This is a genomic window from Candidatus Poriferisodalis sp., from assembly GCF_965237655.1.
Lineage (GTDB): Bacteria > Actinomycetota > Acidimicrobiia > Acidimicrobiales > Poriferisodalaceae > Poriferisodalis.
Map to the genome: position 1 here is coordinate 645806 of NZ_CBDEGB010000002.1, position 19510 is coordinate 665315.

General features: G+C 64.9%; 16 protein-coding genes and 2 tRNA genes. 16 read left to right on the forward strand and 2 right to left on the reverse strand.

Features of this window, described 5'->3' with window-relative positions:
- Positions 1 to 47 precede the first annotated feature (47 nt).
- The 12 genes from ACPXYO_RS11030 (at position 48) to ACPXYO_RS11085 (ending at position 12569) form a co-directional block, all read left to right on the forward strand.
- Positions 48 to 578, forward strand: a complete 531-nt coding sequence (locus ACPXYO_RS11030) for a hypothetical protein (protein ID WP_423920232.1) — start codon at positions 48 to 50, stop codon at positions 576 to 578.
- Positions 579 to 647: 69 nt separating this feature from the next.
- Positions 648 to 1334 carry a hypothetical protein gene (locus ACPXYO_RS11035; protein WP_423920235.1) on the forward strand — a complete coding sequence of 229 codons (687 nt, stop codon included), beginning with the start codon at positions 648 to 650 and terminating at the stop codon, positions 1332 to 1334.
- Positions 1335 to 1407: 73 nt separating this feature from the next.
- Positions 1408 to 2709, forward strand: a complete 1302-nt coding sequence (locus ACPXYO_RS11040) for a glutamate--tRNA ligase (protein ID WP_423923814.1) — start codon at positions 1408 to 1410, stop codon at positions 2707 to 2709.
- A gap of 62 nt (positions 2710 to 2771) precedes the next feature.
- A tRNA-Gln gene (locus tag ACPXYO_RS11045) sits at positions 2772 to 2846 on the forward strand.
- Between the two features lie 227 nt (positions 2847 to 3073).
- Entirely contained in the window at positions 3074 to 3835 is a 762-nt protein-coding gene (locus ACPXYO_RS11050; protein ID WP_423920238.1) for an ABC transporter ATP-binding protein, read from the forward strand.
- Entirely contained in the window at positions 3832 to 4545 is a 714-nt protein-coding gene (locus ACPXYO_RS11055) for an ABC transporter ATP-binding protein (RefSeq protein ID WP_423920241.1), read from the forward strand. Before ACPXYO_RS11050 ends, ACPXYO_RS11055 begins: the two co-directional genes overlap by 4 nt.
- A 22-nt stretch (positions 4546 to 4567) precedes the next feature.
- Positions 4568 to 5626: a branched-chain amino acid ABC transporter permease gene (locus tag ACPXYO_RS11060; protein WP_423920244.1), complete on the forward strand. Its 1059-nt coding sequence runs from the start codon at positions 4568 to 4570 to the stop codon at positions 5624 to 5626.
- A 29-nt stretch (positions 5627 to 5655) separates the two neighbouring features.
- Positions 5656 to 7482, forward strand: a complete 1827-nt coding sequence (locus ACPXYO_RS11065) for a branched-chain amino acid ABC transporter permease (RefSeq protein WP_423920246.1) — start codon at positions 5656 to 5658, stop codon at positions 7480 to 7482.
- Positions 7483 to 7660: 178 nt separating this feature from the next.
- A complete protein-coding gene (locus tag ACPXYO_RS11070) occupies positions 7661 to 8605 on the forward strand; it encodes a branched-chain amino acid ABC transporter permease (protein WP_420621451.1) in 945 nt (314 codons plus the stop codon).
- Positions 8602 to 9822, forward strand: a complete 1221-nt coding sequence (locus tag ACPXYO_RS11075) for a branched-chain amino acid ABC transporter permease (RefSeq protein ID WP_423920250.1) — start codon at positions 8602 to 8604, stop codon at positions 9820 to 9822. Before ACPXYO_RS11070 ends, ACPXYO_RS11075 begins: the two co-directional genes overlap by 4 nt.
- A 40-nt stretch (positions 9823 to 9862) precedes the next feature.
- Positions 9863 to 10726 (forward strand): ABC transporter substrate-binding protein, encoded by an 864-nt coding sequence (locus ACPXYO_RS11080; RefSeq protein ID WP_423920253.1) that lies wholly within the window; start codon positions 9863 to 9865, stop codon positions 10724 to 10726.
- A 115-nt stretch (positions 10727 to 10841) separates the two neighbouring features.
- A complete protein-coding gene (locus ACPXYO_RS11085) occupies positions 10842 to 12569 on the forward strand; it encodes an ABC transporter substrate-binding protein (RefSeq protein ID WP_423920256.1) in 1728 nt (575 codons plus the stop codon).
- A gap of 139 nt (positions 12570 to 12708) precedes the next feature.
- Here the strand turns inward: ACPXYO_RS11085 and ACPXYO_RS11090 are convergent, their stop codons facing one another.
- Positions 12709 to 13875: a nitroreductase family protein gene (locus ACPXYO_RS11090; protein ID WP_423920259.1), complete on the reverse strand. Its 1167-nt coding sequence runs from the start codon at positions 13873 to 13875 to the stop codon at positions 12709 to 12711.
- A gap of 84 nt (positions 13876 to 13959) precedes the next feature.
- On the opposite strand from ACPXYO_RS11090, the gene ACPXYO_RS11095 reads away from it, so the two are divergent.
- Positions 13960 to 15102 carry an acyl-CoA dehydrogenase family protein gene (locus tag ACPXYO_RS11095; RefSeq protein ID WP_423920262.1) on the forward strand — a complete coding sequence of 381 codons (1143 nt, stop codon included), beginning with the start codon at positions 13960 to 13962 and terminating at the stop codon, positions 15100 to 15102.
- 19 nt (positions 15103 to 15121) lie between these two features.
- On the opposite strand, the gene ACPXYO_RS11100 is transcribed toward ACPXYO_RS11095, so the two are convergent.
- The gene (locus tag ACPXYO_RS11100; RefSeq protein WP_423920264.1) at positions 15122 to 16000 is read right to left on the reverse strand and encodes a polysaccharide deacetylase family protein; all 879 of its coding nucleotides are present in this window, start codon (positions 15998 to 16000) and stop codon (positions 15122 to 15124) included.
- A gap of 112 nt (positions 16001 to 16112) precedes the next feature.
- Here ACPXYO_RS11100 and ACPXYO_RS11105 point away from each other — a divergent pair, with 112 nt between their 5' ends.
- The 3 genes from ACPXYO_RS11105 to ACPXYO_RS11115 all read left to right on the forward strand — a co-directional run bounded on the left by ACPXYO_RS11105 (position 16113) and on the right by ACPXYO_RS11115 (position 19486).
- Positions 16113 to 17756 (forward strand): DUF3179 domain-containing (seleno)protein, encoded by a 1644-nt coding sequence (locus tag ACPXYO_RS11105; protein ID WP_423920267.1) that lies wholly within the window; start codon positions 16113 to 16115, stop codon positions 17754 to 17756.
- A 45-nt stretch (positions 17757 to 17801) separates the two neighbouring features.
- Positions 17802 to 17874, forward strand: a tRNA-Glu gene (locus tag ACPXYO_RS11110).
- A gap of 4 nt (positions 17875 to 17878) precedes the next feature.
- On the forward strand, positions 17879 to 19486 hold the full coding sequence (locus ACPXYO_RS11115; RefSeq protein ID WP_423920269.1) for an AMP-binding protein: 1608 nt from the start codon (positions 17879 to 17881) through the stop codon (positions 19484 to 19486).
- Positions 19487 to 19510 lie beyond the last annotated feature (24 nt).

Here is a 19510-nt window from a genome sequence, read left to right on the forward strand (position 1 = left end):
GTGCTGACCACGGTCGGCCCCGCCGTCACTTCCTAGACTGCGCGGAAATGGCTGCGCCACGCCACGTCCGGGTCGGACCGCTTTCGGAGGTCCGCGCGTACTCCTCGCCAGAGGTGACGCCCCGACACTGGAAGGCCGCACGTCCCGGCGACCTTGCCGCTGGTCAGCCCACGGGGGCGTTGCGGGGACATCAGGGGCCCGACCAGGGCTACGCGTACGGGCTGGTTCATCTGTTCGACGACCGGGTGTACCTCGCCGACGGCGAGGATCGTCGCGACGTGGACACCGGCTGTGTCGCGGTGGCGCTCAAGCGCGCCTCGATCTTCAGGCGAGCGCCGGTCGTGTGGGACCTCGAGGCGGGGTACCTGGCCTTTGGCTACCTCGACCAGCACCCCCCGGCGGCGTTGGTTGCGCGCCGTGAGGCACTCTTCGAGGGTGCAGCCGATGCACACCACTACAACCGCGTGCGCAAGCTGGTCGCCTGCGTCCCGACAGACGTGCTCGCCCTGACACCAGCAGAGATCAAGCGTCGCTACGAATCGGATGCCCTCGGCTTGACGCGAGATCCAGATGCGTGAGCGCAGGGCCCCGGGCGGGCACTCAACGAACCGACAACGCCGGCCACCACGACACTGACTGAGATACTCATGGCCCAGATGACGAACGCCAAGACCACCACTCCACCCACCATCTCGACCATGCCGATGCCAACCGACCGCGAGCTGTTGCGGTTGCACCGCCGGGCGTGCACCGATTTCGCCGCGCGGATGCGGCTGCCTGCGTGGGAGCACATTCCCATGCCGCTGGCACCGCCTCTGGGCGCTTACACGGTGGCTGACCTACTGGCCCGCGCGGCCCATGGGAACTTGGTAGCCGCGGCCCAGATGAGCGGCCAGCCAGTACCGCCGCCGGTGCAGCTCCCCACGCCTGCTACTGGTACCGGGCGCGGTTTCGGCACTCGCAGCGCCGATCGTCCCGATCCGACGCAGCCGATCATCGAGAGCGTCCGCACGGTGCTCGCTGTAGCAGCCGGCCTCGATGCCGGTGCTGGCTTCAGCCCCCGGCTGCGCGAGCTGCTGTGGACGCGAGTTGTGGAGCTGACGATCTTGGGCTACGACCTGCAGCAAGCAATCAGCGCCGGCGCCGGGCTCGATGAGCTGGTGGTGGACCGGGTGCTCGCAGCAGCACCCGGCGTGCGGGTCTGGCCGGGCCTCGAGGTGCCCCCGATCGACCTGTCCACGCCGCCGCTGCAGCGCCTGCTCGCGATGGCCGGCAGGCCGGTGGGCCGGTGGGCCGATTCGAGCGACCCGAACTGCAGCACCGGCCAGTGCTGAGCGGCGCCTCGAGCGCTCATGACCCACGTCTTCGGGTGGCCCCGTGTCTGCGGTGAGCACACCATCAGCCGGCATGTCGGTGCCCGTGCGGCCCCGGCTGCGATTCGCGCCCGCACCCACAGGGCTGCCGCATCTGGGCACAGCACGTACGGCGTTGTTCAACTGGCTCCACGCCCGTCACTGCGGCGGCGAAATGGTGCTGCGCATCGAAGACACGAACGCCGAACTCGCGACAACCGCTCACATCAACCAGATCCTTGAGATGCTCGACTGGCTGGGACTGGATTTTGATGGCGAGCCGGTCTTCCAGAGCGAGCGCGGTGCCCTATATGACGCTGCCGTGGCGCGCTGGCTCGACGCAGGGCAGGCCTACCTCGATGAGGGTGCGGTCCGATTCTCGGTTCCCGATGACGGGGTGACGGCCTTTGACGACATCGTGCGAGGTCGCGTCGAGTTCCCGAACGCTTCGATCGAGGATTTCGTCGTCAGACGCAGCGACGGCAGCGCGACGTTCTTCGTCGCCAACGCCGTGGACGACCTCGATCTGGACATCACGCATGTGGTGCGAGGCGAGGACCTGCTGAACACGACCCCGAAGGTGCTGCTGCTGCGAGCTGCGCTGGGCGCGACGGATGTGCCGACATTCGCCCACCTGCCGCTTATCGTCAACAAGCAGCGAAAGAAGCTCTCGAAGCGACGCGACGACGTGTCGCTCACCAGCTATCGCGACCGGGGCGTGTTGCCGGCGGCCATGGTGAACTACCTCGCGCTGCTGGGCTGGGGCCCGCCCGATGGAACCGAGGTGCGACCGCTCGCCGAGATCGTCGAGTTGTTCGATCTTGTCGACGTGAATGCGGCACCTGCCATGTTCGACATGGACAAGCTCACTGCGATCAACGGCCAGTACCTGCGTTCGCTCGACGACGCAGGGTTCGCTGCAGCGATCCAGCCTTGGGTGCGCGCCGAGCCCTGGGGAACTCATCTCGACGCAGCGACGTTGAGCGACGTTGCCTCGTTGATCCGCGAGCGCACGCGCCTGCTGTCCGACGCTCCCGACCGCATTGCGTTCCTTTTCGCCGAACCCGAGATCGATCCCGACGACTGGGCTGCTGCGATGGCTCCGCCAGCAGGCGACATCCTCGACCGCGCGCGTGCCGCATTTTCTTCGGCGGATTGGAACGCTGCGACATTGCATGCAACGCTGCGAGGGATTGGCGAGGAGTATGGCCTGAAGCTGGGCAAGGCGCAGGCACCAGTGCGCGTTGCGATCACCGGCCGTGCCGTGGGTCCTCCGTTGTTCGAATCGCTCGCCCTGCTCGGTCGAAATGTCACGCTCGCTCGCCTCGCCGCAGCGCAGGCGAGGCTCGTACGCTGATCCGATGCGTGAAGAAATCCCTGGGCTGCGCAAATGGCCCCAGCGCTAGCCTGTGTGCGCTTTCGGGGATGGTGTAATTGGCAACACAACTGGTTCTGGTCCAGTCATTGGGGGTTCGAGTCCTCCTCCCCGAACCAGGCGACGGCGGGCACCCCTCGGCCGTTGAGCACTCGTCAGGACGGGCGCACTGCGGCGTCGGCGGTGTTCCCGACCCGATTTGCACTTGTTGCGCGTTGGCGGCCTAGCATCACCCGCTGGCTCGGCCCGCATCAGGCTCCATACGGAAACTCACTAAGCCGAGCCGACCTGATAACTTGCCTGCGGCCGGTCTCCTGATCGGCTCGGACCGGAGGGGGTTCAGCGCGTGGCATTGCTCGAAGTCTCAGACATCTCCGTGCAGTTCGGCGGCATCCGCGCGCTTGACGATTTGTCCTTCACTCTGGACGAAGGACAGATCCTCGGGCTCATCGGACCGAATGGCGCCGGCAAGACCACCCTGTTCAACGTGGTCAGCCGGATCTACGACCCGACGACCGGCTCTGTGACGTTCGACGGGCATGACCTGCTGGCCATGCCGGCGCACCGGATCAGCCAGGTCGGCGTCTACCGGACGTTCCAGAACCTGGCGCTCTGGCGCGGCATGACGGTGATCGAGAATGTCATGGTGGGCGATCACACCAGCACCAAGGCGAACTTCTTCACGGCCGCATTCCGTCTCGGCACCCGCAGCGAAGAGACCAATCTGCGTCGACGAGCCTGGGATGTGCTTGAGGAACTCGACCTTGAGCACTACGCCTATCACCCCGCCGCCGGCCTGCCCTTCGGCACGCTCAAGCGCATCGAGCTGGCCCGGGCGCTGATCTCGAATCCGCGTCTCATCATGCTGGACGAGCCCGCATCAGGACTCACCCACCAAGAAGTCGACTTGCTCGCCCAAGACATCAAGGACATTCGCGATCGGCATAACCTGTCGGTCCTGCTTGTCGAGCACCACATGCGCATGGTGCTCAACATCAGCGAGCACCTCGTCGTGCTCAACTTCGGCCGCAAGATCGCTGAAGGTCACCCCGATGTCGTGCGCAACGACCCGGAGGTCATCGAGGCGTACCTGGGGAGCTCTTCATGAAAGAGATGATGCTGAAGGTCGAGGACCTCCACGCGCGCTACGGCGCGGTGGAGGTGCTACGCGGCCTCAACTTCGAGGTGCCTGACGGCAACGTTGTCGTGATCCTCGGCGCCAACGGTGCGGGCAAGACGACAACGCTGCGCGCAGTGTGCAACATGTGCACGACGTCCGGCACGATCTTGATGGAAGGCGACGACATCTCGCGGTCCAAGACGGCCGACATCGTGCGGCGAGGCGTAGCGCACGTGCCGCAGGGTCGAGGCACGTTTCCCGAGCTGTCCGTCTTGGACAACCTGAAGATCGGCGCCTACACCCGCAGGGACAAGGAGGTCAACGTCGACATTGATCGTTGGTTCGAGATATTCCCCCGGCTGGAAGAGCGACGCGAGCAGCTCGCCGGCTCGCTCTCCGGCGGCGAGCAGCAGATGCTGGCGGTGGCCCGGGCACTGATGTGCCGGCCGAGGCTGCTGCTGCTCGATGAGCCATCGCTGGGCTTGGCTCCGCTCATCATCGAGGACCTGTTCGAGCGTTTCGCCCAGTTGAACAAGGAGACCGGGTTGACGATGCTCCTCGTCGAGCAGAACGCCAACCTGGCCTTGGACATGGCCGACTACGGCTACGTGATCGAGAGCGGCGAGATCGCTCTGCATGGACTCGCCGATCAGCTCAAGAACGATCCTGCAGTGCAGGAAGCGTACTTGGGCGCTTGACGCGAAGGGGCTGGATCAGACCGTGAACTGGAACTTCGACATTCTCCCGGATTTCATCTTCAACGGCCTTCGCGATGGCGCCGTCTACGGCGCGGTAGCGCTGGCGCTGGTGCTGATCTTCAAGGCGACGACGCTGGTCAACTTCGCCACCGGCGAGCTGGCGATGCTCGGCGCGTTCTTTGTGTATGTGCTCAACATCGAGCGGGGCTTGTGGCTGTGGCTGTCGATCCTGGTGGCGATGCTCGCGAGCGCAGCAATCGGCGCCGCAGTTGAGCGAGCGCTCGTCAGACCCTTCGACCCCGACGACCACCTTCCTGTGGTGCTCATCACGCTGGGCTTGTTCTTGATCATCAACGCCGTAGCGGGCGATATCTGGAACTACCAGGTGCGCCGTGTGAACGATCCGTTTGGCGCATTCCCGAGCTGGGTGCCCAACGGCAGCGAACTCAAGACTACAAGCGATGGGATGATCTCTTGCGCCCGCAATTCCGAAGGCGTGTTGCGAGAGGTTGCTGCGGGCACCGTCGACGCGGAGGCCTGCGACATGGTCGGCCGGACATTCTGGGAAGTGCTCGGCGCTCGCCTGCACTACCGCACGATCGGCACGTGGGTCGCCCTGGCGCTGGCGCTGGTCGCCCTCGCCATCATCCTGGGCAAGACCAAGGCTGGGCTTGCGTTCCGGGCGGTGTCGTCCAACGCCGAGTCTGCCCGGCTCGTGGGTGTCAACACCGGCCGCACGCTGGGCTTCGGCTGGGCGTTGGCATCGGTGTTCGGCACGCTTGGTGCGGCACTCGTCGCACCCGCGCTGGGCGGTGTCAACCCCAACATGATGCTGACCATCCTGATCTACGCATTGGCTGCCGCAGCACTCGGCGGGCTTGACAGCCTCGGCGGCGCAGTGATCGGCGGCCTATTGGTCGGGCTCATCAAGGCGGTGCTGGTCTCGTGGTTCGGCGTCGTGGTGATGGGCCAGGCCTATTTCTCGATCTTGCAGCTGGCAATGGCATTCCTGCTGATCCTGATCGTTCTGCTGTTCCGTCCCGCGGGGCTCTTCGGAACCCGCCGCATCGAGCGCGTCTAGCTCAACGACCCAAGGGGAGTTGCTGAGGTATGAGTTCACCACTGCTCATCGTTTCCAAGGGGAGCACGCAGCACCGTCAGTGGCAGTTCCTGAGCTGGGGCTACGCCATTGCGCTGGCGGTCCTGGTGCCGCTCGTGCTGCAGCCGTTCGAGATCGGCAAGATGAACCGCGCACTCGTGCTGATGGTTGCAGTTCTTGCCGTCAACCTGGTCGTCGGGTTCAACGGCATGCTCGCCTTGGGCCACTCGGCGTTCATGGGCATCGGCGCGTTCGTCGCGGCCTCGATGGTCCAAGACGAGCGCTGGGACTACTGGATGATCATCCCGGTCGTCCTGGTTGTTGGATTTGCCATCGGGGTGGTCGTCGGTCTGCCGGCACTCCGCGTGAAAGGTCTATATCTCGCGTTGGTCACCATCGCGCAGGCAGCCGTGTTCCCAACTCTCGTCAACATCGACGAATTGGGCATCGCACGTCGCACCGGTGGACCAAACGGGCGAGATGTCGCCGAGGAAGTCGACCGGCAAGAGTCTGGCTTCTCCAGCTTCTTCGAGTGGCTGCCGGGTGTCAACGGCGCTCGCGGCGCCAATGCGTATCGCTACTGGATCCTGCTGGCCATCGTCGTGATGGCGCTGATGCTGGTCCGCAACATCATGCGAAGCCGGCCCGGCAGAGCAGTCCTTGCCATTCGTGACAACGAATCCGGTGCTGCTGTGTACGGCGTGAACTTGCCGCTGTACAAGACCGTGAACTTCGCGCTGAGCGCCTCGCTCGGTTCGCTGGCGGGCCTCATGTGGTGCTTGGACAAGGGCTTCGTGGCTGGCCAGGACTTCACCTTCCTGCTGGCAATCGACCTGATCATCGGCTTGGTGATCGGCGGTGTCGGCACCCTGCAAGGATCGGTGTTCGGCGGCCTGTTCGTTGTGTGGGTGCGAGACCTCACCAAGCGCATTTCGATCCCGCTGGGCTTCTACACACTTGATGGCGATGGCCCGCTGTCGGCTGCCATCTTCGGCCTGATCCTCATCTTGTTCACCTTCTTCGCTCCCGGCGGCATTGCCTCCATGGTGACTGCGGTCCAGAAGAAGATCATCCAGGTTGTTCCGCTGACACCGGATGGCGATCCCATCGCATCGCTTGATGATCTGGATCCAGGGCCGTCGTCAACTCGAGCGACGTGGGCGCTTCGGTTCGCCGTGCTCGGCCCCGTGTTGCTGGTCATCGGCTGGGTGCTGATGAACGTCGACAACCTGATTCTCGGCACGCTGGCCTTTGCGCTTCGATTCGGCATCGTCGTGCTCGCACCGATCGTCGTGTTTGTGTCGATGAACGAGCTTCGAGCGGCCAAGTCCGGCCGACGTGGCGAAAACGCAGCTGCAGTGATCTCGCAAGCCACGACGGCCGGTGTGATCGGCGTGCTGAGCTTTGCGTACATCAAGACCTTGGCCTTGAACATCGCGCTGCGAGCCCACCACGTCGGGCACCTTGCTCGAGAGGCTGTGACGGTCAATCCTGACGGTAGGACGGTCCCCGCAATTCCTCTTGTCAACGAGGCCCGGAAGTCGAAGGACTTCGTGGGCACGGCTGGCGATTTCTGCGCCACCTTGCCGGAAGGCGAGATCAGCTCCATGTCGGTCGCCGAGCTGTGCGAGATCGCACGACCTGCCATCGACGCTTCAGAGACGCCGGTTGGCATCTGGCTGGTCGGGTGGCCAACGCAGAGCATGCTCGCGCTGGTGTTGAGCGTCATTTCCATCGCAGTGGTGGTTGTCGTCGGGCTGCGGTACTTCGTCTTCGCCGAGCCCAAGGCTGAGTCTGCCCCCGCCCCCGAACCTGAAGACGTCGGCACCTCGGCGTAGCAAGAGTTCAGCGGCGAACCTCACGCCGCCGCTGGGTTGCTGGGCATCGTGGGGATCGCTGTCGGGCGACGCGCTGGGCTGCTTCTCCGAGCGGCGGCTTGTCGGGCCATGGGCCAGGCGACGGCAAGGGTGTCGAGTCAGGTGACAGTCAAGAACCGAGGAAGGCTGAGCAGCTGAGATGGATCTAGCTCTGCTGCTGCAGCGAATCTTCGACGCCCTGTTCAACAGCGCCATCTACTCATCACTGGCGTTGGCGCTGGTCATCATCTTCCGGTCCACCGGACTGTTGAACTTCGCCCAGGGCGAGATGGCCACCTTCTCGGCCTATGTCGCCTTCGTCCTGCTCGCCGGGGCGGCACCCGGCGTCACGGGGGGCGGGCTGGCGTCGTGGATCGGGGCGCCGCTGGTTACACCGTTGGCGATCGCCCTTGCTGTCATCATCGGCATCGCGGCCGGAGCTGCGACCGAGCGTGTGCTCATTCGGCCACTGCGAAACGCACCGGAGCTAGCACTCGTAAACGTCACCATTGGCATCCTGCTGGCGCTGAATTCGCTGATGGGGCAATGGTGGGGAACCGGGCCGCGCGTTTTCCCGACGTTCTTCCCGTCCTCTCCCGACGACCACTTCGGCATCGCTGGGGCCCGGCTTCGATTCTCGACGGTCGGAGCGTGGCTCGTGCTGCTGACGCTGTTGGCACTGCTGGCCTTGCTCTTGCGCTACACGCGGGCTGGCCTCGCGTTCCGGGCAGTTTCGATTGATGCAGAGTCGGCGGCGCTGAACGGGATCCGCATCGGACCCACGCTGATGTATGGATGGGCACTGGCGGCAGGGCTCGGAGCCATCGCGGCGAATATGAGCGCCAACTCAGTGTTGCTCGAGCCCACGATGATGGTGCGGGTGCTGGTGTACGCCTTTGCGGCCGCCACCCTCGGAGGGTTGGACTCGCCGAAGGGGGCGCTGATCGGCGGCGTGGTCATCGGTCTGAGTCAGACGCTCATCCCCGCCTATGTCCCGTTCATCGGCTTCGAGCTGAGCGTGCTGCCTGCGATGGTCGCGATGGTGGTCGTGCTCATTGTGCGGCCGGCCGGCTTGTTCGGCACTCGGCAGATTGAGCGGGTGTGAGCGGCGACGGGTGGCCGACTCCGTTGCCTCGCCCAGGCGACGACGATGAGGTCTCGGGAGCCGATGCCAGCGTCTTCGCAGTGTTTGCCCCACCGGGGGAGGCGGAGCAAGCGGCGACCGGCGCGTCCCAAGCCGTACATGAGCAGCCAGTACCCCCCAGCGCTGGAGTTGTAACGGACGGTTTCCCAAAGGACCCATCGCAAGCGCCCCCGGGGCGTCGGCGGATAAGCCCGCTCAGCGGGATCGGCGCCCTGCTGGCAGGAGCGTGGCTGATCGTGATGCCGCTGACCAGCACGGTGACCGAATTGCGGCAGAACACTCAGATCGTGGTCATGGTCCTTGCGGTGCTGGGCGTGAATATCGCCACGGGCTATGGCGGCATGATCAGCCTGGGTCATGGGGTCTTTGTGGCGGTCGGTTCGTTCGCTGCGGCATACGCCGTTGACGACATGGGGTTGCCATGGCTCCTCTCAATCCTCGCGGGGGCCGCTGTTGCGGGCGCAGTCGGTGCGCTGGTCGGCCTCCCGGCCCTGCGCATCAAGGGCATCCACCTCGCGCTCGTGACCCTCGGGCTTGCCATCGTGTTCCAGCCGCTCGCCAAGCGCGTCCCTGCATTCTCGGGGGGCGTCAGTGGCCGGGCGGTGGGCGCCGAAATGGTGCCACCAGAGTGGTTCGGCACGAGTCGCTGGGCTGAGGGGCTGTATCGCTACCTGATCTGCTTGGCGATCGTGGCATTGGCGATGTGGGTGACGCACAACGTCATCAACAGTCGGCCGGGTCGGGCGATGCGTGCAATTCGGGACAACGACACGGCCGCGGCTGTGTACGGCGTCAACCTGGTGGCCACCAGGGTCAATACGTTTGTGGTGAGTGCGTCCCTGGCTGGCCTCGCAGGAGCCCTTGGCATCGTGCTCGTGCCGTTCACGTCGCAGGAGTCATATCCGTTCCAGGAATCCTTGGTGCTGTATGCCACTGCCGTGCTCGGCGGATTGGGCTCGCTGTGGGGCTCAGTGTTGGGCGTTGCCATCCGGGAAGTCTTCTCGTGGATCGGAGAGCTCGTCGGCGGTGTGAGCGGGCTCGGTCCGGTCAGCGAGCTCCTGAGCCTGCTCGATGAAGAACAGTTCGTGTTCGGTGTGCTGCTGGTGGCGCTGACGTTCGTCTTCCCTCGGGGCCTTGTCGGGATGTTCGCACGAGGCCGGGGAGTAGGGCGTCGGTGACGACGGCGTACTGCGTGGACCTGCAGGCTTCGAGATCGACATGAACGCGTGTCCCGACGACTGGTCGGACACGACGGGCATCACCGACTCGCAGATTCGCATCGGCCATACCACGGCTCAGTCGGGCAACCTTGCTGCGTACGGCAACATCGCCTACGGCTGGGAGAACTACTTCGACTGGATCAACGAGAACGACCCGATCACGGTCGGCGGCTCGGCGCGTGACCTGACGCTGATCGTCAAGGACGACGCCTACGTGGCCGCTCAGACGATCGAGTTCGTGGACGAGCTGATCGAGGCGGAGAACGTGTTCTCGATCCTGACGCTGGGCTCGCCGAACACCTTGGCGGTGTACGACAAGATCAACGAGGAGTGCATCCCGCACCCGTTCGTGATGACCGGCCACCCCGCTTGGGGCGACCCCGTCAACCACCCGTGGACCACCATCATGCAGATGTCGTACTCGACTGAGTCGATCCTGTGGGGTGCTTGGATCAAGGAGAACCTGGCTGACTTGCTGCCGGTGAAGGTTGCCGGCCTGGTGATGGACAACGACTTCGGTCTGGCCTATGAGCTTGGCTTCGAGGAGTGGGCAGGTGCCAACTCCGACGTGGTGAGCGAGTACCTGCCGGTGCGTCACGACCCGGCTGCGCCGACGCTGACCAACGAGATGACGACCATCTTGGCGTTCGAGCCTGATGTGTTCATTTCGATGACGGCGGGCAACCCGTGCTTGCTGGCCATCCAGGAAGCCGGTCAGAGCGGCCTGTACGACGACATCAACGCCAAGGGCGGCGCGCTGTTCACGCCGTCGGTGTGCAAGGGCATCGAGGCGTATATCAAGCCGGCAGGCCCTTGCGCGTCCTGTCACAGGATCGCGAATTCGAAATCGTTGCAGAATTGACATGGGCCGGCTGGTGACCAGCCCAACGCCGAGAACTAACGTCGCTCTCTACCGGTTGGGGTTTCTGTGCGATTCCGTTTCCGGTTTGTCTTTTGTAACCGAAGGGGGAGACAACATGACCAAGCGTCGAATGTGGCGCTTGCTGGCCCTGCTATTCGCGTTCTCGCTTGTTGCCGCTGCGTGCGGCGGCGGCGATGACGACGCGGATGATGGCGGAGCCGGCGAGACAGAGACTGAAACCACCGCCGCGGCAAGCGAAGACGAGGCGATGGAAGAGGAGATGGAAGAGGACGAAGACGAGGGTGCCACTGGTGCTCTCGGCGGTGCCGCTGCCGAGGAGGACATCGAGGCGGCTGTTGCCGGCGAGACCGAAGAAGAGGAGATGACCGAAGAGGAGATGGCCGAAGAGGAGATGGCCGAAGAGGAGGAGATGATGTTTGATCGCTCCACCCTCGAAGGCATCTTCGACGAGGCCGCTGCTCGCCGCGCCAAGGCTGTTGCAACGCTGACCGAGAAGATCGAGGCCGGTGAGTACGGCGTCGGCGACGACGGCATCCTGCGCGGCCCTGAGGGCTTCGAGATCGACATGAACGCGTGTCCCGACGACTGGTCGGACACGACGGGCATCACCGACTCGCAGATTCGCATCGGCCATACCACGGCTCAGTCGGGCAACCTTGCTGCGTACGGCAACATCGCCTACGGCTGGGAGAACTACTTCGACTGGATCAACGAGAACGACCCGATCACGGTCGGCGGCTCGGCGCGTGACCTGACGCTGATCGTCAAGGACGACGCCTACGTGGCCGCTCAGACGATCGAGTTCGTGGACGAGCTGATCGAGGCGGAGAACGTGTTCTCGATCCTGACGCTGGGCTCGCCGAACACCTTGGCGGTGTACGACAAGATCAACGAGGAGTGCATCCCGCACCCGTTCGTGATGACCGGCCACCCCGCTTGGGGCGACCCCGTCAACCACCCGTGGACCACCATCATGCAGATGTCGTACTCGACTGAGTCGATCCTGTGGGGTGCTTGGATCAAGGAGAACCTGGCTGACTTGCTGCCGGTGAAGGTTGCCGGCCTGGTGATGGACAACGACTTCGGTCTGGCCTATGAGCTTGGCTTCGAGGAGTGGGCAGGTGCCAACTCCGACGTGGTGAGCGAGTACCTGCCGGTGCGTCACGACCCGGCTGCGCCGACGCTGACCAACGAGATGACGACCATCTTGGCGTTCGAGCCTGATGTGTTCATTTCGATGACAGCGGGCAACCCGTGCTTGCTGGCAATCCAGGAAGCCGGTCAGAGCGGCCTGTACGACGACATCAACGCCAAGGGCGGCGCGCTGTTCACGCCGTCGGTGTGCAAGGGCATCGAGGCCTACATGAAGCCGGCTGGTGATTCCGCCGATAACTGGTGGATCATCGGCGGCGGGTCGAAGGACTCCACCGATCCGAAGTTCATCGATGAGCCGTTCATGTCGTTCGTGAACGCCAACCTCGAGGCGGGTGGCTTGGACCCGGCGGTGTCGCTGTACGCCATCGGCTATACCTACGGCTATCCGTACGGCGAGGCGCTGCGCATTGCGGCTGATCTTCCGGGCGGTCTGAACCGAACGAACTTCATCCTGGCGGTGCGTTCGATCGACGTCTACCACCCGATGCTTCTCGACGGCATCATCACCCAGCTCAACGGCAACGCTGATGCGTACTTCGTCGAGGGTTCGGACTTCAGCCAGTTCGACGCCACCGTGCAGACTTGGAACCAGGTCGGTGACGTCGTGGACGTCAATGGCAAGTCCACGAACTGCGCTTGGGACAAGGACAACGGCGGCTGCCGCTAGGCAACTGTCGCTGGGGGACTAGATGCGGCTGCATCTGAATCCCTAGCTGACCGAACGGTCAACGAAGAGGGCCGGCGGGCACTTGCCCGCCGGCCCTCTCGCGTTCGTCCCGTGCGCGCAGAGTGCAGGATTCCCTGGATCACTCGCCGTCGACGATGGCCTTGACGCCTTCGACGACACGCTGCATGTTGGCTCGCAGGGTTTCCCGCCGCCGGTTCAGCACTCGCTGCTCCTTCGCCGGATCACGGAGTGCGATCGGCACGGTGCCGTTGTTCTCCTGGCCGATCAGCATCGAAAACCGAAGCCGGCTGCCGGCGCCCTGCTCGGCGAGGTCGAAGCGCCACACCGCACCGGGGTTCTCGGTGTCGGTCACCCGCCACTCGAACGCTGTGCGCTCCTCCCAGGCAGTGACGATGCAGTCGGTCTGCCAGTCGAACACGTCCGGAATGGAGTTGCGGCCCCTGAAGGTGGATCCGACGCCGACAGGGCCGTCGGATGTCCACTCGGCACCCAGGAACTCCTCTGAGAACTGTGCCGGCATGTTGATGCCGGAGATGACCTCCCACACCGCTCGGGGTCGCGCGTCGGTGTCGATCTCGGCGACGACGCCCTGACCGTCTGCAACCCGAGCAGTGCCGTCGGCGCTCGGCTGCTGGCGAGTAAAGCCCCACTGGTCGAAGTAGGTGATCTCGCTCGCCGGTCGCCGAGGCGCTGGCGAGAACTCGGTTCCCTTGGTGTAGGCCACCGGGAAGCACACGAGCGTGGTCAGGCCAGGCGGCATGCCCAACAGCTCGGCCACTTCGTCGGATTTGTTGTTGAGCATCGTGGCGTAGGCGGTGCCGAGACCGCGGGAGCGCAGGGCCAGGTTGAAGCTCCATGCCGATCCGATGGCGCTGTCGAACAGTCCCGGCCGGCCGCTATTGTCGTGAATGCCCCAGATCGCCAGCATGACCAGCGCTGGCGCCTTCGCATAGTTCTCGACGAGGTAGGCGCTGGAGCTGACGATCTGCTCCTTGGGGTGACCCGTTCCGTCGAGACGCCCGCGGGCGTTGATGAAGATGGTGCCGACTTCGGCGTACAGCTCCCCGAGCTGGCTCTTGAGCTCCTGGTCCCGGATCACGATCCAGCGGCGGCTCGCATCGTTGCCGCCCGTAGGCGCTTGTTCTGCGAGATCGATGCACTCGAAGATGAGTTCGTCGCTGACCCAGCGGTCGAAGTCGAGTCGTTTGCGCACGGCCCTCGTGGTCGTGAGCAGACGGTCCACCTGATCGAGATCGAATCCAGCTTCTGAGATGCGTTCACCCATGGCGGTACGTTAGGTCGCCGCGGGCCAGCGGTGCCTTGACCACGATGCACCCCGCCACGGGGAGCCCGCTTCGGGGAGGGCGCAGTGCAGTTGACTGACGAGCAGCAGCAGATTCGCGACGTCGCGCGGAGCTTCGCCCAGCGCGAGATCGCTCCCTTTGCGGCAGCGTGGGATCGCGATGGGGGAGCGCCTCGGGAGCTGTACCGGCGGATGGCCGGCGTCGGGCTCATGGGCGTGATGATCGATCCTTGCTGGGGCGGTGCGGGCGCCGATTTCGTGTCGTACGCGCTGGCCATCGAGGAGATCTCAGCTGCCGACGGCGGGATCAGCAACATGATGGCGGCGAACAACTCGCCCGTGGCTGCGGCGATCGAGCAGTCCGGAACCGATCAGCAGCGCCGCGACTACCTCACCAAGCTCACGAGCGGTGAGTGGCTGGGCTGCTTTCACCTCACTGAGCCGCACACCGGTTCAGACGCAGCGGCGATCCGGACGCGGGCCACCCCAGACGGTGACGAGTACGTGTTGAACGGCCACAAGGCCTTTATCACTGCAGGCTCCAGCGCCGATCTAGCGATGATCGTGGCGGTGACCGACTCCGCAGCCGGCAAACGGGGCATCACGACGTTCGTCACCCCGACCGACAATCCCGGCTACCAGGTGATCGCCACCGAGACCAAGCTCGGTCACCGCACCAATGACACCTGCCAAGTGGTCTTCGAGAACATGCGGGTGCCGGTCAGCGACGTTCTCGGCGAGCCCGGCCGCGGCCTCGGCATCGCACTGGGAAACCTCTCGCTGGGTCGCATCGGCGTGGCTGCCCAGGCCACCGGCGGGGCGCGAGCTGCGCTGCGGGCCGCATACGAGTACGCCTTGGAACGGGAGACCTTCGGTCGTCCCATCATTGAGCACCAGGCCATCTCATTCACCTTGGCCGAGATGGCGACCCAGATCGAGGCTGCCCGGCAGCTCTACCTGCACGCCGCCCAGATGCGCGACCAGGGTCTCGAGTGCGCCCGGGAGGCCTCGATGGCCAAGCTGTTCGCGTCGGAGATGGCCGAGCGAGTGGCCTCGAAGGCCATCCAGATCCATGGCGGCTACGGGTTTTTGGCCGACTACCCGGTCGAGAAGATCTACCGCGACGTGAGGGTGTACCAGATCTACGAAGGCACCTCTGAGGTTCAGAAGATGCTGATCAGCCGCATGCTCGATGGCACCGACTGGTAGGTCGCTGCGACAGTTCTGGCTACTCGATGCCGAGTTGGCGACCTGCCCGCCAGGACTCCGCGACATCGCACATGCGGGCGTAGCTCACGCCGAGATCGGTCATCTGTTCGATCCAGCGCTCCATCTCGTACATGCGCCCGCCTCGGCCGATGGCTTGGGGGTGGAACGTGACCGTGCACACGCCGTGTTCGACTTCGTTCACCATCCACTTCACATCCGACAAGAAGGTGTCAAACATCGTGCCGGGGTTCTCGAGCCCGGTCAGGATCGTGTTCTTGAAGGTGACGAACTCCAGATGGACGTAGTCGTCGAGGTGCCAGCTGAACGGCAGCTCGACGAGGTCCACCTGCTCGCCGAACTCCATGGGCCCATCGGTCGGGAACCGGTCACCGCTGCGCAGCCAATAGGGCGCGTAGTCATGGCCCATGAGCGACGAGTCGTAGCTGAGGCCGTACTCGGTGAGCAGGTCGATCGTCCACGGATTGATGTCGCCTGAAGGGGCTCGATAGCCCTTCGGCGGAGCACCGGTGAGCGTCTCGATCTGTGCGAACGTCCGCTGGAGAATGGCGCGTTCCTCCTCTTCGCCGAGCCGGGGGTTGTACTCGTGGGCGTAGCCGTGCAGTCCCACTTCGCAGCCGGCGTCGACGACCATCCTGGCGGCGTCGGGGTAGGTGTCGATGGAATGGCCGGGAATGAAGAACGTGCACGGGATCTCGTGGCGGGACAGCAGCTTCAGGATCCGGGGCACGGCGACCGCCCCGAATTCTCCCCGCGAGATGGGGTTCGGTGTGGTCTGGCGACGGGCTATCCACAGCGACGGTCCGTCGAAATCGAACGTCAGGCACACATAGCCCGCCGGGTTGTCAGGTATCGCGTCGGCGCTCAGCCCGTTGTCCATGTCGCTTCCCCCTTCGGTGTGCCGCAGCCGCGGCAGCGCATCCCGAGCGTCGTTCTAGTCCAACAAGCCCGACTGTGGCGCAGCGAAGCCCTGCCATAGGCTCGCCAGCCATATGCGAAAGCTGGTCTGCGTGGCCGTGGCCGTGAGCGTGCTCGTCGCCGCGTGCTCGACTTCGCAGGAGGACCCCGACGGCGCATCGGTCGCCGAGTCCACGACCACGCTGGCCCCGTCCGGCGGCGACGTGGTCGACGACTCAGAGATGGTCGAGGATGCGCCAACAGAGACTGCGCCCTCGGACACAGTGCCCTCTGACACTGCGCCCACTGAGACAACGCCCCCCGACACAGTGCCGCCGACGACGACCAAGCCGTTCTTCCCCGGCACCGAAGACGGGCGGCCATTTCTCGAGCTCACCCTGCTCGAGAAAATCGACGAGTTCCTGGAGCTTCCCAACACGGCGTTCGCAGCCAACATCGCAGGAGAGATGGGCCTGAGCGGCGAACAGCACTGGGTGCCGTGGATCCTGGACGTCATGCGCTTCGGCGGCACGCAGGACGTCACGCTGGCATCGATGCGGGCGCTTCAGACGCTCACCGGCATCGAGAGCACCCAGGACTTCAGCTCCGACTACGTCAGGTACGGCTCGTGGTATCGCACGAATGGCATCGATCCTGGTGAGGGCTACAAGATCTGGAAGCAGACGCTGTATGCGTACGTCGAGTACCAGTACGAAGACTTGTTGGCGCAGGTCACCGACCGGGTGAAGCTGGGCGCCATCCAGTGGGGCGGTGTGCGCCGTGGCGGCATACCGGAGCTGAACAACCCCGAGCGGCTGACGCCTGCCGAGGCCGACTTCATGACTCCCGAAGAGCTGGTGCTCGGCGTCGTGATAGGCGGTGTGGCCGGGACCTATCCGGTGCGGTTCCTGGCGCGCCATGAGCTGCTGAACGACGTCGTCGGGGGCGTGCCGGTCGCGCTCGGCTACTGCACGCTGTGCTTGACAGCGCTCATGTTCGACCGGCGGCTCCCGAACGGTGACGAGCTCACGTTCCAGACATCAGGCCTGCTGGTGGACTCGAACAAGATCATGATCGACAACGAGACCGAGAGCCTGTGGAATCACCTCTCGGGCACCGCGTTCGCTGGTCCGCTGGCCGGCACGAAACTGGACCAGTACCCGGTCGCCACCGTGCGCTGGGAGGACTGGCTCACCGATCACCCCGATACGTTCACGCTCGACACACCCCCGCCGACGTACTACCCCGAGCTGCCCGAGCGTCCGCCGATCACCTACGACTACACACCGGGTGCGGCCTACCGCACGTACTACTCCAGCGAAGATCTCTGGTTCCCGACGTTCGAGACGCCGGACGTGTTCGCGCTCAAGGACGAGGTGGTCACGATCGACCGCAACGGCCACGCTCTGGCGCTGGGCCTGACTGCGCTCGAGGCCGAGGACTCGTTCGTATACGTGCTGGGCGGCGAGCCGCTGGTGATCGTGCCGAACCAGGGCGGGGCCAGGGTCTACAGCGCAGCCGACGTCGAAGGAGTGCCGGCCGCGGCGTGGCGTCACGGAGCCCCAGTCGAAGTGGCTCCCCAAGGTGTGTTGCACGACCTGCTGCTCGTCAACGGTCTCGACGGACGCAACCGTGTCGACATCAGGCTGCCGCGCATGGTGTCGTCACAGTCGTTCTGGTTCGCCTGGTACGGCCTGCATCCCGACACCGAGATCTGGCCGCCGGTCGACGAGAAATAGGGACGAATCGGGCGGTGGATATGCTGGCGAGTCGCATCGCAACCAGCCCCCATCGTCTAGCGGCCAAGGACACCACCCTCTCAAGGTGGCGGCACGGGTTCGAATCCCGTTGGGGGTGCTCCATGTCAGCTCAAGTCGGGCGGCGCATTCGTCAAGAACCCAGCGGGCACGCGTCTCAGTGGTCCAGGCATCTGCCGCCCGGACGCAGTGCTGCCGACGTGGATCTCGCTGTGGGCGGGACCTTGCCTGCGGTGTGGCTGAACCGTTGGACGGCCGATTCGCGACGCACGGTGGTGAGGGATTCGCACGATGGCTGGGTGACCGGCGCCCAGCTGTTTGAACGCGCCCAAGGAGTCGCTCAGCGTTTGGCCGGCGCAGGCATTGTGCCTGGTGACCGGGTGCTGATGAGTGGCCCGAGTTCCTCGCGGCTCGTCGCGGCACACGCTGCGTTGCTGGGCATGGGCGCGGTGGTGGTTCCGCTGAACGGTGCCTTCCGGGCCGACGAGGTGCGCGGCGTGGTGGCCGACTGTCGTCCCGCAGCTGCTCTGGTGGAGGGTGTCGGCAACCCCGGCGAGTGGGAGCAGTGGGTTGCTTCAGCCGATCCGGCTGTATTGGTCGGCGACTTTGACGCGGCCGATCTCGAGAGCGGTGCAGCGGAGGCTGACTTCGACCTGCCCGCAGAGGCCCGCCTGCGCCTGCCCTCCGACCCCGCGCTCATCGGATACACGTCCGGCACGACGGGGCGTCCCAAGGGAGCGGTGCTGAGCCACGCAAACCTGCTGGCATCGGTGCGAGCGCTGGAGCTGGCGTGGCGCTGGACGCCCGATGACGTGCTGGTGCTGGCGCTGCCGCTGTTTCACATGCACGGTCTCGGTGTCGGGCTGCACGGCACGCTGAACGTGGGGGCTCGGGCGGTGCTGCAGCCGAGTTTCGAGCCAAACGCTGTCTTCGATGCGATTGCCGAGCACCAAGCCACGCTGTTCTTCGGCGTCCCAACGATGTACTCCCGGTTGTTGGACTCGTTGAGGGCAGCCGAACTGTCGGCACTGCGACTGTGCGTTTCGGGCTCGGCGCCCATGCCCGCCGAGCTGCATGACGCCGTACGACAGGCCAGTGGTCAACATGTCATCGAGCGTTACGGCATGACCGAGACGGTGATGCTGGTGTCCAACCCCTACGACGAGTCACGTCGCTCCGGCACCGTCGGCTTTCCGCTGCCGGGAGTGGAAGTACGTCTCGATGCTGTCCAGGCCGCCGACCAGACGTCTGTTGATGAAGCCGCCGAAATCCTGGTGCGAGGTCCCAACGTGTTCTCGGGCTACTGGGAGCGCCCCGACGCCAACGCCGAATCCTTCACCGACGGCTGGTTCCGAACCGGCGACCTTGGTCAATGGGATGACGGCTACCTGCGGATCGTCGGCCGTGCCAAAGAGCTCATCATCTGTGGCGGGTTCAACGTGTATCCCCGGGAGGTCGAAGAGGTCATCGGCGCCCATCCCGATGTGATCGAGTGCGCTGTGGGCGGCGAGCCGGACCCGGAGTGGGGCGAGGTGGTGGTGGCGTATGTGGTCGCCGAGCGGGACTTCGGCGACGACGAGCTGAAGGACTTCGTGGGCGAGCGCCTCTCCTACTACAAGCGGCCCCGCCGCACGCATCGGATCGCGGCGCTGCCCCGAAACGCGCTCGGCAAGGTGCAACGGCACGAACTCGCCACCGCAATCGGCTGCTAGGACGGGGGGTCGCCTGCGAGCGGC